At 42.0% G+C, this 13,855-nt stretch carries 14 protein-coding genes and 1 pseudogene; all 15 read left to right on the forward strand.

Translation table 11 applies throughout. From position 1 onward, the window contains the following. The first annotated feature begins 78 nt into the window (after nucleotides 1-78). Nucleotides 79-414: a nucleotide pyrophosphohydrolase gene (locus KFQ09_RS18555; protein WP_008344575.1), complete on the forward strand. Its 336-nt coding sequence runs from the start codon at nucleotides 79-81 to the stop codon at nucleotides 412-414. Nucleotides 415-419: 5 nt separating this feature from the next. Further along, complete coding sequence (gene dapB, locus KFQ09_RS18560; RefSeq protein ID WP_017359745.1) at nucleotides 420-1,223, forward strand: 4-hydroxy-tetrahydrodipicolinate reductase; 804 nt, start codon at nucleotides 420-422, stop codon at nucleotides 1,221-1,223. Nucleotides 1,224-1,240: 17 nt separating this feature from the next. Then, entirely contained in the window at nucleotides 1,241-1,660 is a 420-nt protein-coding gene (gene mgsA, locus KFQ09_RS18565) for a methylglyoxal synthase (RefSeq protein WP_035702930.1), read from the forward strand. Continuing rightward, the gene (gene bshB1, locus KFQ09_RS18570; RefSeq protein ID WP_024718519.1) at nucleotides 1,647-2,351 is read left to right on the forward strand and encodes a bacillithiol biosynthesis deacetylase BshB1; all 705 of its coding nucleotides are present in this window, start codon (nucleotides 1,647-1,649) and stop codon (nucleotides 2,349-2,351) included. The genes mgsA and bshB1 overlap by 14 nt, the downstream gene beginning before the upstream one ends. 2 nt (nucleotides 2,352-2,353) lie before the next feature. Beyond that, nucleotides 2,354-3,499 (forward strand): N-acetyl-alpha-D-glucosaminyl L-malate synthase BshA, encoded by a 1,146-nt coding sequence (gene bshA / locus KFQ09_RS18575; RefSeq protein ID WP_008344584.1) that lies wholly within the window; start codon nucleotides 2,354-2,356, stop codon nucleotides 3,497-3,499. Next, entirely contained in the window at nucleotides 3,492-4,694 is a 1,203-nt protein-coding gene (locus KFQ09_RS18580) for a CCA tRNA nucleotidyltransferase (protein ID WP_129548357.1), read from the forward strand. The genes bshA and KFQ09_RS18580 overlap by 8 nt, the downstream gene beginning before the upstream one ends. Beyond that, a complete protein-coding gene (locus tag KFQ09_RS18585; protein ID WP_255835870.1) occupies nucleotides 4,667-5,650 on the forward strand; it encodes a biotin--[acetyl-CoA-carboxylase] ligase in 984 nt (327 codons plus the stop codon). Before KFQ09_RS18580 ends, KFQ09_RS18585 begins: the two co-directional genes overlap by 28 nt. 199 nt (nucleotides 5,651-5,849) lie before the next feature. Further along, nucleotides 5,850-6,710 carry a 3-methyl-2-oxobutanoate hydroxymethyltransferase gene (gene panB, locus KFQ09_RS18590; RefSeq protein WP_255835871.1) on the forward strand — a complete coding sequence of 287 codons (861 nt, stop codon included), beginning with the start codon at nucleotides 5,850-5,852 and terminating at the stop codon, nucleotides 6,708-6,710. Beyond that, nucleotides 6,685-7,551: a pantoate--beta-alanine ligase gene (gene panC, locus KFQ09_RS18595; protein ID WP_255835872.1), complete on the forward strand. Its 867-nt coding sequence runs from the start codon at nucleotides 6,685-6,687 to the stop codon at nucleotides 7,549-7,551. Before panB ends, panC begins: the two co-directional genes overlap by 26 nt. Then, nucleotides 7,544-7,927 carry an aspartate 1-decarboxylase gene (panD, locus tag KFQ09_RS18600; protein ID WP_017359738.1) on the forward strand — a complete coding sequence of 128 codons (384 nt, stop codon included), beginning with the start codon at nucleotides 7,544-7,546 and terminating at the stop codon, nucleotides 7,925-7,927. The genes panC and panD overlap by 8 nt, the downstream gene beginning before the upstream one ends. A 115-nt stretch (nucleotides 7,928-8,042) precedes the next feature. Then, a pseudogene (dinG, locus tag KFQ09_RS18605) lies at nucleotides 8,043-10,834 on the forward strand (ATP-dependent DNA helicase DinG). Nucleotides 10,835-10,966: 132 nt separating this feature from the next. Beyond that, complete coding sequence (locus KFQ09_RS18610) at nucleotides 10,967-11,137, forward strand: YpmA family protein (RefSeq protein WP_008344594.1); 171 nt, start codon at nucleotides 10,967-10,969, stop codon at nucleotides 11,135-11,137. A 12-nt stretch (nucleotides 11,138-11,149) separates the two neighbouring features. Beyond that, on the forward strand, nucleotides 11,150-11,635 hold the full coding sequence (tseB, locus tag KFQ09_RS18615; protein ID WP_017359736.1) for a cell wall elongation/penicillin-binding protein regulator TseB: 486 nt from the start codon (nucleotides 11,150-11,152) through the stop codon (nucleotides 11,633-11,635). A gap of 116 nt (nucleotides 11,636-11,751) precedes the next feature. Further along, nucleotides 11,752-13,044 (forward strand): asparagine--tRNA ligase, encoded by a 1,293-nt coding sequence (asnS, locus tag KFQ09_RS18620; protein ID WP_024718525.1) that lies wholly within the window; start codon nucleotides 11,752-11,754, stop codon nucleotides 13,042-13,044. Nucleotides 13,045-13,141: 97 nt separating this feature from the next. Beyond that, complete coding sequence (locus KFQ09_RS18625) at nucleotides 13,142-13,846, forward strand: DnaD domain-containing protein (protein WP_008344601.1); 705 nt, start codon at nucleotides 13,142-13,144, stop codon at nucleotides 13,844-13,846. Nucleotides 13,847-13,855: the final 9 nt, after the last annotated feature.

Raw genomic sequence — 13,855 nt, forward strand, 5'->3', positions numbered from 1 at the left:
AGCAAACTGAGTTTTAAACATTTGTCAAATATTTATGATTTCGCTAACATGTAAGAGATGGATAGGAGGATGAGCTTCATGACGAATGAAAAAACGCTGCGTCACGTGCAGCAAGAAGTCGATGATTACATAGGACAATTTAAAGAAGGCTATTTCAGCCCGCTTGCCATGATGGCCCGTCTGACAGAAGAATTAGGTGAGCTGGCAAGAGAGGTTAACCATTACTATGGAGAAAAGCCGAAAAAAACAACAGAAACAGAAAAAAGCATGGAAGAAGAAATTGGCGATGTGCTGTTTGTGTTAACATGCCTTGCCAATTCACTCAATATATCACTTGAAGAAGCCCATGATCGTGTGATGCATAAATTCAATACAAGAGACAAAGACCGCTGGACGAAAAAAGAAGGGAAGTAGAGAAGATGACGAATCAAACCATCAAAGTTGTAATCGCTGGAGCAAGAGGAAGAATGGGGATAGAGGCTGTCAAGCTGGCAGAAGAAACAAGCCATTTTGAACTGGTAGCAGCACTTGATCACACACATGAGGGGAAAAAGCTATCTGATGTGCTTCATACAACATCTGATGCGCCCATTTATACGGATATTGACGTGTGTCTTTCAGAAACAGCACCGGATGTATTAATTGATTTGACGACCCCAGAAATCGGGAAAGTACATACAAAAAAAGCCCTTGAACATGGTGTACGTCCAGTCGTAGGCACAACAGGTTTTTCAGAAGACGACCTAAAAGAACTTCAGCAATTAACAGAAGAAAAAGGGATAGGCTGTATTATTGCGCCTAACTTTGCTGTTGGTGCTGTTTTAATGATGAAGTTTGCCAAAATGGCAGCAAATTATTTTCCTGATGTTGAAATCATTGAGCTTCATCATGATAAAAAATTGGACGCTCCGAGCGGTACAGGACTAAAAACAGCTGAAATGATCGCAGAAGTAAGAGAAAGCAAAAAGCAGGGGCACCCTGAAGAAAAAGAACTAATCGAAGGTGCACGAGGAGCAGATTATGATGGCATCCGCCTTCACAGCGTAAGACTTCCAGGCATGATTGCACATCAAGAAGTGCTGTTTGGAATGGACGGACAGACGCTCACGATCCGTCATGATTCTTATAACCGTGCATCATTTATGTCAGGTGTGAAGCTTTCTGTTGAACAGGTGATGCATATTGATCAACTCGTCTATGGCTTAGAAAATATTATCGACTAATAAGGAGTGGACCCCTGATGAACATTGCTTTAATCGCTCACGATAAGAAAAAAAGTGACATGATTCAATTCGCCATTGCGTATCGAGATCTTTTGGCAGATCATACACTTTATGCAACAGGAACCACAGGTTTAAGAGTGAAAGAAGCGACTGGGCTGCCCATTCATCGTTTCCAATCAGGACCACTTGGAGGGGATCAGCAGATTGGTGCTATGATTGCTGATAATGCAATGGATCTTGTGCTCTTTTTTAGAGACCCTCTCACTGCACAACCGCATGAACCGGATGTATCTGCACTCATCCGGCTTTGCGATGTGTATGCCATTCCATTAGCGACCAATATGGGGACTGCCGAAATTTTAGTCAGGAATTTAAATAAAGGTACGTTTGATTTTCGAGATGTAGCAAAAAACGGAGGAACGCATGAAACCACTTGATATCCTTGCATTCGGTGCCCATAGCGATGATGTAGAGATCGGTATGGGTGGAACGATTGCAAAATACGTAAAAAAAGGGGCTCGTGTTGGGATTTGTGACTTGACTCAGGCTGAATTATCTTCAAATGGAACGGTTGAAAGCCGAAAAGAAGAAGCCAGAGCAGCCGCTGCCATTTTAGGCGTCACGACTAGAATCCAGCTCACGCTGCCAGATAGAGGACTTTATCTCAATGACGAAGCGATGAAAGAAATTGCAGGTGTCATCCGAACATACAAACCGAGACTTATTTTTGCCCCGCACCACCAAGATCGACATCCTGATCATGGTCATGCGGGTTCACTTGTAGAAGAGGCCGCTTTTTCTGCAGGTATACATAAATTTGAAGATTCATACAAGCAGCCAGCGCATAAAATAAGCCAGATGTATTATTACATGATTAACGGCCACCATCGTCCAGATTTTGTGATCGATATCTCAGACGAGATGAAGCAAAAAATTGATAGCTTACATGCGTATAAAAGCCAATTTGTCAAAACAGAGAGTTCAGTGGAGACACCGCTTGTAAATGGTTATATTGATTTTGTCAAAATGAGAGAGTCGATGTATGGAAGGGAAGTCAATAAACCTTTTGCAGAAGGGTTTCTGACAAAGAAGCCACTTTTGATGGACGATGACTTACTTGGGGGGTAATTATGAAAAAATTGAAGATCGGAATCACTTGTTATCCAAGTGTTGGCGGATCGGGCATTATTGCCACAGAGCTTGGAAAACGTTTAGCTGAAAAAGGGCACGATGTTCATTTCATTACCTCGAGTATTCCGTTTAGACTCAATAAAGTGTATCCGAATATTTATTTTCATGAGGTGGATGTCAATCAATATGCTGTGTTTCAATATCCGCCTTATGACCTTGCACTGGCAAGTAAACTCGCAGAAGTGGCAAAACGAGAGAAGCTTGATATTATTCATGCGCATTATGCGGTCCCTCACGCCGTCTGTGCGTTCTTAGCTAAGCAAATGACTGGACAGTCTGTCAAAGTCGTCACCACGCTTCACGGGACGGATATTACGGTTTTAGGCTATGACCCATCTTTAAAGGAAGTCATCCGGTTTGCGATCGAATCATCTGACCGCGTAACGGCTGTATCACATTCATTAGCTGCGCAGACATACGATCTGATTAAACCGAATAAAAAAATTGATACGATCCATAATTTCGTCGATGAGCGCGTATATTTGCGTGAAGATCACGAAGTGCTGAAGACGCATTATGGTCTTCTGCAGGATGAGAAGGTCGTCATTCATGTATCAAATTTCCGTAAAGTGAAGCGGGTGCATGACGTGATCCATGTGTTTAAACAGATTTCTGAACAGGTGAATGCAAAACTGCTACTGATTGGGGACGGCCCTGAAAAATCGGTTGTTTGCGAGCTTGTGAAAAAGCTTGGATTAACGGACCGCGTGTTATTTTTAGGCAAGCAAGAGAAGGTGGAGGAGCTCTATTCGATTAGTGATTTGAAGCTGCTGCTTTCTGAGAAAGAGAGTTTTGGTCTTGTACTACTTGAAGCAATGGCATGCGGAGTACCTTGTATAGGAACAGACGTTGGAGGGATTCCAGAGGTGATTGCACATGGAGAGACAGGATTCCTTGTTCCGCTTGGTGATGTAGATGGAGCAGCAAAACATGCCATCACTATTCTGAAAGACAATGCGCTCCATCAGCAAATATCGATGGCAGCCAAGTCTAGTGTTGAAGCCAATTTCTCTTCTGACAAAATTGTGAGAGAGTATGAAGAGCTTTACTTAGAATTGATCGAAGGTGATGTTGAAGATGAATGAACCATTCACACATGCGATCCCTATTTTACATACGCTGCACGAACATGGGTATCAAGCTTATTTTGTCGGCGGTGCGGTGAGAGATGTCCTTTTAGGCAGGGAAGTTGGGGATATCGATATTGCGACAGATGCCACACCTGATGTGGTGGAGTCTTTATTTGATAAAACAGTAGATGTCGGCAAAGAGCATGGCACTGTTATTGTGTTACTTGACGGGGTCAGCTATGAGGTCACTACGTTTCGGACTGAATCAGAATATGAAGACTTTCGCCGGCCTAAAGAAGTGGCGTTTATTTCATCACTAAAAGAAGATCTTTTAAGAAGAGATTTAACGATCAATGCAGTAGCCATGGATATTCATGGTGACATCATTGACCATGTAGGCGGTAAGCGGGATATTAAGCGGAGACGGATTCAAACGGTTGGAGATCCTGCGTGCCGCTTTCAAGAAGACGCGCTTCGGATGATGAGAGCGGTGCGGTTTTTAAGCCAGCTCGGGTTTGAGCTTTCTAAAGAGACGGAAGAAGCAATGAAAAAAGATAAACACCTGCTTGCCAACATCTCTGTTGAACGCAAAAAAATCGAAATGGAAAAACTTTTAAAAGGCCGCTACTGTGAGCAAGCCATCAAGGTGCTCATCTCCACCAAATTGTATGAAGAATTGCCCGGCCTCAAAAAGGATCAGCTGAATGAAACGTTCCAAGCTTTCCCGTATTATTTATTGGATGGGTTAGATGAGGTGTGGGGAGCCTTTATCCATTTACTTGGTCTAGATGAGGCGGAGGCGGTGTCCTTTTTAAAAGAATGGAAGTTATCAACGAAACTTTTAAAAGAAGCCGTTGCTATTAGCAAATATGTTGATTGTAACTGGGATGCGGAAAAAATGTTTGAAGCTGGTGAACATGTCCTGCTTTCTAGTATGAAAATCACGCAGCTCAAACATGAGCGTCGCATTTTCTTTGATGAGCTGGAGGCGGCGAAACGTTCATATGATGCGCTGCCGATTAAACAGCTTCAAGACCTTGCAGTGTCAGGAAAAGATTTGATGGCCTTTCGGCAAAAGCCAGCTGGTAAATGGATTGCAGAAGAGCTTGCTTCTGTGAAAAAAGCCGTTTTGCAAAACCAGCTTGAAAACCGAAAAGAAGCCATAGAGGAGTGGCTCATAGCGTGCGATCAGCGATTAGAAAACGATTAATTGAACTATTTACAGCATCTGAGCAAGATTTTGTCTCAAGCCAGCAAATATGTGATGAGCTTGGCTGCTCCCGAACGGCAGTATGGAAGCATATAGAGGATTTGCGAAAAGAGGGATATGAGGTCGAAGCGGTCAGAAGAAAAGGATACCGGCTGCTTCGTAAACCGGACAAAATTAGTGAAGACGAAATTCTGTTTGGTTTGGAAACAGAGCTGTTTGGCAGGCATATTTACTTTCAAGAAGAAGTCGCCTCAACTCAGCTCATTGCCCATGATCTCGTCAATAAAGGAGCCCCGCACGGCTCGCTTGTTGTCAGTGATCATCAGACAAACGGAAAAGGACGCCTTCAAAGAACGTGGCACTCACCAAATGGGACAGGCATATGGATGAGTTTGATTCTTCGGCCGGAAATACCGCTGCACAAAGCGCCGCAAATGACGCTTTTAGCATCTGTCGCCATCGCTGAAGCCATAGCGCAGCAAACGGGTCTCAGTCCATCGATCAAATGGCCAAACGATATTTTGCTAAACGGAAAAAAGGTCGTTGGTATTTTGACTGAATTAAAAGCAGAAGCTGACCAAGTTCACGCAGTCATTATTGGTCCAGGCATTAACGTGAATCAGACGGCTAATGATTTTCCTGAAGAATTAAAGGATGTTGCGACGAGTTTGCAAATGGAGCTGGGTGAAAAGGTAGACAGAGCGGCACTGATTCAAACCATCATGTCCATCTTTGAAAAAAGGTATGATGAATATATGACATATGGTTTTGCTCCGATCAAACAATTATGGGAATCGTATGCGATGACCATTGGAAAGCGTATCATCGCACGCACCGTCAATGGACAATATGCTGGAACGGCGCTTGGGATTAATGATGAAGGGGTCCTCTTACTCGAAACGGAGGGCGGAATCCAAAACATCTACTCCGCTGACATTGAGATCAAGTCAACTTAAGTGGAACACCCGGCACATTTTTGATATACTTCGTGTGGGCAGTATCTGAAAAAGAACTGTACCTGTTAGGAAGAAAAATTCGATAAATTTCTGCCTTGATCCTAAGGGACTTGGACAGAGGGATGATTCGTCTGCACATGAGAGATAAAAGCGTGTGAGATCAGACAAGCCATCTCCTCTCCAGAATGAGGAGGAACAAATGAAGACAAAGTTAGATTTTTTCAAAATGAAAGAACAAAACGAACCTATTGTGATGCTGACAGCATACGACTATCCAGCTGCAAAGCAAGCGGAAAAAGCGGAAGTCGACATGATCTTAGTTGGTGACTCACTTGGGATGGTTGTCCTTGGACTTGATTCCACAGTGCAAGTGACGATGGATGATATGATTCATCACACAAAAGCAGTCAAAAGAGGCGCAAAAGACACATTTGTTGTGACGGATATGCCATTTATGTCTTATCATTATTCATTAGAAGAAACGATGAAAAATGCAGCACGCATTATGCAAGAAAGCGGTGCTGATGCCTTAAAGCTTGAAGGTGGAGACGGAGTATTTGAATCCATCCAAGCACTTACAAGAGGAGGTATTCCTGTTGTAAGCCATTTAGGGCTCACCCCTCAATCAGTCGGTGTCCTTGGCGGCTATAAAGTGCAAGGAAAAGACAAAGAGAGTGCACAGAAATTGATTGAAGATAGTCTGAAATGTGAGGAAGCAGGCGCCATCGCTCTTGTGTTAGAGTGTGTACCTGGTGAACTGACAAAACGGATTACTGACATGCTAAAGATTCCTGTGATAGGAATTGGGGCAGGGGCTGAAGCAGATGGACAAGTTCTCGTTTACCATGATGTGGTAGGGTACGGTGTGTCTAGAACACCTAAATTTGTGAAACAATACGCGCAAATCGATGCTGTATTAGAAGAAGCGCTCATACAATATACAAAAGAAGTAAAAGCACGCACATTCCCAGAGGATGCTCATACCTTTCATATGAAAGAAGAAGTCCTTGATGGTTTATATGGGGGATTAAGGAATGAAGGTTGTCTCCCATATTCATGAACTAAAAGACATGATCAAGCAGCATCAAAAGAAGCAGCATTCCATTGGATTTGTCCCTACAATGGGTTTCCTTCATGAAGGACATCTTACGCTTGCAAAAGAAGCAAGAGATCAAAATGACATTGTGGTGATGAGCATCTTTGTTAATCCATTGCAATTTGGACCGAATGAAGACTTTGAATCCTATCCAAGAGATATGAAAAGAGACCAGCGTCTTGCCGAAGAAACGGGAGTAGATATATTATTTACACCTGATGTGAAGGAAATGTACAAAGATGAGCCATCGATTACGATGACTGTTCAAAAGCGTACAGACGTCTTATGCGGGAAGAAACGCCCAGGACACTTCGACGGCGTTGTCACGGTGCTGACAAAGCTGTTTCACCTTGTCGCACCAACCAATGTATACTTTGGTCTAAAGGATGCACAGCAAGTCGCTGTTATCGATGCGATGATCAAGGATTTCTTTTTTGATCTTCACCTTGTGTCTGTTCCCACTGTTCGAGAAGAAGACGGTTTAGCGAAAAGTTCAAGAAACGTGTATTTGTCTGAAACAGAAAGGCAAGAAGCACCTGCTTTATACCGGGCATTAAAAAAAGGACAGACAGCTGTAGAAAAGGGTGAACATGATGTAAATCGTATTTATCAATTAGTGGAAGAGGAGATTCTTCAAACGAGTGGAGAAATCGATTATATTGACATTTACTCCTATCCAGAGCTTGAACCCCTTCAGCACTTAACGGGGCAAGTGATCATTGCCATTGCTGTGAAGTTCTCCCGGGCAAGACTGATTGATAATGTGATTTTCCATGTTCCTGAAAGCGGTGAAAAACATGTATAGAACTTTTATGACCTCGAAACTTCATAAAGCGACAGTGACTGAAGCAAACTTACACTATGTAGGCAGTATTACGATCGACGAAGATTTGCTTGATGCGGCAGGCATGATGGCAAATGAGAAAGTGCAAATTGTCAATAATCACAATGGTGCTAGACTTGAAACATATATCATCCCTGGAGAAAGAAAGAGCGGTGTCATTTGTTTAAATGGTGCGGCAGCAAGATTGGTTCAGCCAGGAGATGAAGTCATTATTATCGCTTATGGGATGTTGTCAGAGGAAGAAGCGAAATCGCACACACCTAAAGTGGTCGTGTTAAATAAACAAAATCAAATTGAACAAATGATTGGGCAAGAGCCTGCGAGAACGATTTTATAACGCACGCTCATATGGATACAGAACAGTTTCATCATAAGGAAGCTGTTCTGTTTCAGCTATATTGCCCAGAGTGTGTTTCACTATGAGTGGAACGAGGAATTGAGGTGTCCATTTTATGACCGATCAAAGGTTTGTTGTCGTTGATATTGAAACCACCGGGAATTCACCAAAAAAAGGTGATAAAATCATTCAAATTGCTGCGGTGGTCATTGAAAATGGACAAATTGTCGAACGGTATTCAAAATATGTGAACCCAGGGAAAACGATTCCTGGATTTATTGAACAGCTGACAGGTATTAAGCAGCACATGGTTGATGACGCGGTGTTTTTTGAGGACATTGCCCAAGAGGTGTATGATCTCATACAGGGCGCTTATTTTGTTGCGCACAATGTTCATTTTGATTTGAACTTTTTAAACGATGAACTAAAAGCATGCGGGAAAAATGAGCTGGATGTGCTAGCGATTGATACGGTTGAAATTTCTAGAATTCTTTATCCTGAGCTTGAAGGTTATAAGTTAACTGAATTAAGCGAAGAGCTCATGCTTCCACATGACCACCCGCACAGGGCGGATAGTGATGCGGAAGTTACTGCCATGTTATTTTTAACCTTATTACATCAATTAAGGAATACACCGCCAAATGTGTTAAAACAGCTGCGCAGATTATCCTCTTATCTTCTAAGTGATATAGGACTTTTAATTAAGCAGCTTGAAACCAATCACACGAGTCAGGATGATTCGCTTGTAGAAGTAGGATCTTTTGCTGTGAAAGATGTGACCAATCCTATCACTGAATCGACATATGCAGTAGGCGCTGACGACGAGCAGCTGTTTGAGGAGATAAAAGAGAAACTTCCTCAAACATTAGAAGGCTATGAAGTAAGAGAAGGCCAGCTCACGATGATGAACAAAGTAAGAGATGCGTTCCATGAAAGAGCTTATGCGTTAATTGAAGCGGCGCCAGGAATCGGGAAAACACTCGCTTATCTTATACCAGCTGCTTTAGAAGCAAAGAAATCAGGAAAACCTGTCATTATCAGTACATATTCTATTTTACTACAGCAACAAATGCTTCAGCGCGATGTTCCGCTACTCAAGCAATTGCTCCCATTTGAGCCAGCCGCCTGTGTGTTTAAAGGGCGGGCACATTATATTTGTTTAGATAAGTTTGAGCATGTCCTGCATGAGGAAGATGATAACTATGATGTTGTCTTAACAAAAGCGCAAATTTTAATGTGGCTTCTGGTCACTGAAACAGGTGATTTGTCTGAACTGAATTTACCGTCAGGAGCTGCAAATATAAAAGACCGTATCTCTTGTGTGCACATGCCATTTACATCGAAAAAACGCCGTTTTAAAGAACATTGTTTTTATGAACGGGCTAAACGAAAGGCTCAAACCGCTGATTTAATTTTGACGAATCACCGTCTACTTTTATCCCAAACGGAAGGAGCCTCTATCTTTCAGGATGCAGACGTCTATGTGATTGATGAGGCCCACCAATTTGAAAAAACAGCCAATGAAACGCTAGGTGACAGTGCGTCTTATATCCAGCTTCATGCGAAATTAACGCAGCTTGGCTCTTTGCATGGCGGGCTGCTTAAGAAATTGAAAAAGAGATTTCATGGGGCAGGTTTATCAACTGACACCTTTATTGAAATGGACGAGTATCTTCAGCAGCTGCAGATGGAAAGTGACGCATTTTTTAGTACCGTTCATTCTTTTGTCAAAAGGACAAAACCAAAAGCGGACATCAATCGTCTCATTCATAGAGTCCGTCATCATTCAAAACATGCTCAGTGGGTCCGAATTAAAGAATCAGCGAGTAAGCTTTGTTCGTTATTGATTGCTTGTGAGAAACTGTATGAGCAGCAAAAAAATGAGCTGCTTCACAAAAGTGATCAGTTCATAGAACACTTTGCATTTGAAGCAGAAGAATACGATCAAGTGATGTCGTTTATGCAGACATTCTGCAGTACGCTGTACCGGTTTATCTTTGAACCAAACAATGATGAAACCGTTTGGATTGAGATTGATGCAAAGGGTGCCAAGAATGCTGTCTTTATGCACGCGCAGCCGCTAGATACAGGGGAGCTGCTAGCTGATCGGTTTTTTATGAACAAAAAAAGCGTCGTCCTCACATCAGGGACGCTCACCATCAATCGACGCTTTGATTATTGCTTGGAACGATTTGGCCTGCAAGATTTTTACCCACACCTTGTCCAAATTGATTCACCTTTTGAACTTGAAAAACAGCTTAAGGTCGTTGTACCGGCTGACATGCCGCCGATCACAAACCGTGATGAACGCGATTATGTGAAGCAAGCTGCAACATATATTAAGATCATGGAAAAGCAGGATCAAGCGAAAATATTGGTGTTATTTAATTCACATGAGATGTTAAAAGCAGTGTATGAAGAGCTGAAATCAGAAGGTATGCAATCGGCCTTGTTTGCTCAAGGTTTGACGGGCGGGAGCCCTGTAAAATTGACAAAAATGTTCAAATTGGCGAAGCAAGCCATCTTGCTAGGAACAGGGAGTTTCTGGGAAGGTGTGGATTTTCCTGGCTCGGAGCTAACGACCGTCATTATGGCAAGGCTTCCTTTCCGACCGCCCGATTCACCGCTCATTGAAGCAAAATGTGAAGCGGCAAAAAAACAGGGAAGAATCCGTTTAAAGCCGTCTCTCTCCCGGAAGCTGTGTTAACTTTTAAGCAAGGAGCCGGCCGCTTGCTGCGCTCGGAAAAAGACATTGGAACATTGCTGATTTTAGACCGCCGAGTGAAAACCGCTTCGTATGGAAAACTATTTTTAGAATCACTTCATCATGCGCCAGTTCACGAGATGTCCAAAGAGTCGCTTGAGGCGTATATAGAAAAGCTTAACAACGAAAAGCCGCTGTCATAAGCGGCCTTTCACTGGTGTGGGTTTGGAGTTAATTTATCGTAACGGCTTTTTATGTTCCGTTGTAAAAATAGTATCGGTTCTCACATTGAAAAGTATGACTAACAATATTTACGTACCGAGGAGGAATTAGAAGTGGAAAGTAAAATAGAGGTACTTTCAACTGTTCAAATTAAGCATTCAGAAGACCTATACAAAATCGTCGATTTGCTGAACAGAACGCTTAAAAGGGAAGATCTTATGTTTGGATTAGCATTAGATCAAGAAGATCAAAATCAAGCGATATTTACCATATATCGCACATAGGGGAAGCTTGACATGAAAAAAATAGTTTGGATTATTTCATCCGTTGCTGCGCTCGTTTTACTCATTGGCATCATTAGCTTTTCGTGGATTTATCAAATGGCCATGGGTCAAAAAGAAGAAGGTCATGAGGCAGCGATTGAACGAGCAAAAAAGCAAGCATCATTGGCACAAGTAGAGCAAGTGGATACCTTTGTTGGGAAAGAAAAGCAATTTATTGTGGAAGGTAAAAACAAACAAAACGAAGCGATCTATGTGTGGGTACCTGCCAGCAAAAAAGAAAAAGTCATTGCTAAAAAAGCAAAAGAAGGCATTACTTCAAACCAAGCAGTACAAGCCGTTCAAAAGGAGAACACCATTTCTAAGCTGAAAAATGTTCAATTAGCAAGAGAAGGTGACGTCCTCCTTTGGGAAGTAACGTACTTAAATGAGAACAGCCAATATAGTTTCAGCTATGTTGATTTTACGACAGGACGAGTGGAAAAAAATTTAACACCGTAGTTTCTTCTGTCTTGCGTTGACCATGCTGATTTAGAACGGTTATAATAAAATGTATGAAAAAAGAATCACACCTATTTAACAAGGTGAGTTTCTTTCTGGCTTTGGAGGGAAATATGTTGAAAACAACTATTAATCAAGTGTTCAAACACGTCGATGAAGAAGTAACAATCGGCGCATGGATTGCCAATAAACGTTCAAGCGGGAAAATTGCATTCTTGCAGCTTCGCGACGGGACAGGCTTTATTCAAGGAGTCGTTGTAAAAGCAGAGGTGGAAGAGGAAGTCTTTAAGCTTGCGAAATCAGTGACACAAGAGACATCGGTCTATGTCACAGGACAAGTAACAAAAGATGAGCGTTCACCACTTGGTTTTGAATTACAAGTGAAATCCATTGAAGTGATTCACGAAGCAACAGATTACCCAATTACACCAAAAGAACATGGAACAGAATTCTTAATGGATCACCGTCATTTATGGCTGCGTTCTAAAAAACAGCATGCCATTATGAAAATCCGTAATGAAATTATTCGTGCTACATATGAGTTTTTCCATCAAGAAGGTTTCGTGAAAGTGGATCCGCCAATCTTAACAGGAAGTGCTCCAGAAGGAACAACAGAGCTGTTTGCTACTAAATATTTTGATGAAGATGCATACCTTTCTCAAAGTGGACAGCTTTACATGGAAGCTGCTGCAATGGCACTCGGAAAAGTATTCTCATTTGGTCCAACATTTAGAGCAGAAAAATCGAAAACAAAACGTCATTTAATCGAGTTCTGGATGATCGAGCCTGAGATGGCATTTGTTGAATTTAATGAGAACCTTGAGTACCAAGAAAATTATGTGTCTCACGTTGTTCAAAGTGTACTTGAAAACTGTAAAGTAGAACTGCACACACTTGGCCGTGATACAGCAAAATTAGAAAACATCAAAGCACCATTCCCGCGCATCACATATGATGAAGCGATTAAATTCTTGCAGGATAAAGGATTTGATGACATCGAATGGGGAGATGACTTCGGTGCGCCGCATGAAACAGCGATCGCCGAAAGCTATGATAAACCAGTCTTTATCACTCATTACCCAACCTCATTAAAACCATTTTATATGCAGCCTGCACCAGACCGTGATGATGTCGTCCTTTGTGCAGATTTAATTGCGCCAGAAGGCTATGGCGAGATTATCGGCGGTTCTGAACGTGTTCATGATTTAGATCTGCTTGAAGCAAGACTAAAAGAACATGGGCTAGATCAAGAAACGTACAAATGGTACACAGAATTAAGACAGTATGGTTCTGTACCACATTCAGGTTTTGGTCTTGGACTTGAACGAACAGTTGCTTGGATTAGCGGAGCGCCGCATGTGCGTGAAACAATTCCATTCCCAAGATTATTAAACCGTTTATATCCTTAAGACGTGAAAGCCTCCAATATATGGAGGCTTTTTCAAACGTCTTAAGGACAGCACGTATGAGAAAACGTGATATACTGAAAGTGAAGAGGTGTATCCGATGAAAAGGCAGCAATTTATAGATATGCAGAAAATGGGTTCGACCAGTTTGCCTAATTTGCTAATTGCTCATTATGAGCAATTAGGACTGAATGAATCACAAATGATGGTCATGTTAAAGATTAAAATGAATGAAGAACAAGGCGTCTTTTTTCAGACATTTGAAGAGCTTTCACATGGTATGACCATTTCGGCCGAAGAATGTGCTTATATGGTGCAGTATTTGATTCAAAAAGGGTTTATTTCGATCCAGCCGTTTGAAGACAGGTCTGGTATTCAGCATGACCGGTACTCGGTAGAACCCTTATGGGGTGTGCTGTATGACTTTTTAGAAGCAAAACAGGCGAAAGACGTACAAAAGAATCATGTGCAGGCTGAAAAGTCTTTATATGCGCTATTTGAAGATGAGTTTGGTAGACCACTTTCTCCTCTTGAAGGGGAAACACTCTCGATCTGGATGGATCAAGACCATCATGATGCTGAGATGATTCGTCTTGCTCTAAGAGAAGCCGTTTTATCCGGAAAATTAAATTTTCGCTATATCGATCGAATTTTATTTGAGTGGAAAAAGAAAGGGCTGAAAACAGCGGAAGAAGCGAAAGAGCATAGCCAGCATTTCCGTTCGCAGCAAAAAGCCCCACCTTCAAAAGAAGAAACATCTTCATATAAACGACAAGTTCCTTTTTATAATTGGCTGGAACAATAACCAATAAAG

It is taken from the genome of Bacillus sp. FS02, assembly GCF_024398395.1.
Taxonomy (GTDB): domain Bacteria; phylum Bacillota; class Bacilli; order Bacillales; family Bacillaceae; genus Bacillus; species Bacillus altitudinis.

Excerpts from the sequence above, each read along its gene's own strand:
- dapB (WP_017359745.1), top strand. The coding sequence starts at position 420 with ATGACGAATCAAACCATCAAAGTTGTAATCGCTGGAGCAAGAGGAAGA.
- panB (WP_255835871.1), top strand. The coding sequence starts at position 5,850 with ATGAAGACAAAGTTAGATTTTTTCAAAATGAAAGAACAAAACGAACCT.
- KFQ09_RS18580 (WP_129548357.1), top strand. The coding sequence starts at position 3,492 with ATGAATGAACCATTCACACATGCGATCCCTATTTTACATACGCTGCAC.
- KFQ09_RS18555 (WP_008344575.1), top strand. The coding sequence starts at position 79 with ATGACGAATGAAAAAACGCTGCGTCACGTGCAGCAAGAAGTCGATGAT.
- mgsA (WP_035702930.1), top strand. The coding sequence starts at position 1,241 with ATGAACATTGCTTTAATCGCTCACGATAAGAAAAAAAGTGACATGATT.
- panD (WP_017359738.1), top strand. The coding sequence starts at position 7,544 with ATGTATAGAACTTTTATGACCTCGAAACTTCATAAAGCGACAGTGACT.
- tseB (WP_017359736.1), top strand. The coding sequence starts at position 11,150 with ATGAAAAAAATAGTTTGGATTATTTCATCCGTTGCTGCGCTCGTTTTA.
- KFQ09_RS18625 (WP_008344601.1), top strand. The coding sequence starts at position 13,142 with ATGAAAAGGCAGCAATTTATAGATATGCAGAAAATGGGTTCGACCAGT.
- panC (WP_255835872.1), top strand. The coding sequence starts at position 6,685 with ATGAAGGTTGTCTCCCATATTCATGAACTAAAAGACATGATCAAGCAG.
- bshA (WP_008344584.1), top strand. The coding sequence starts at position 2,354 with ATGAAAAAATTGAAGATCGGAATCACTTGTTATCCAAGTGTTGGCGGA.
- bshB1 (WP_024718519.1), top strand. The coding sequence starts at position 1,647 with ATGAAACCACTTGATATCCTTGCATTCGGTGCCCATAGCGATGATGTA.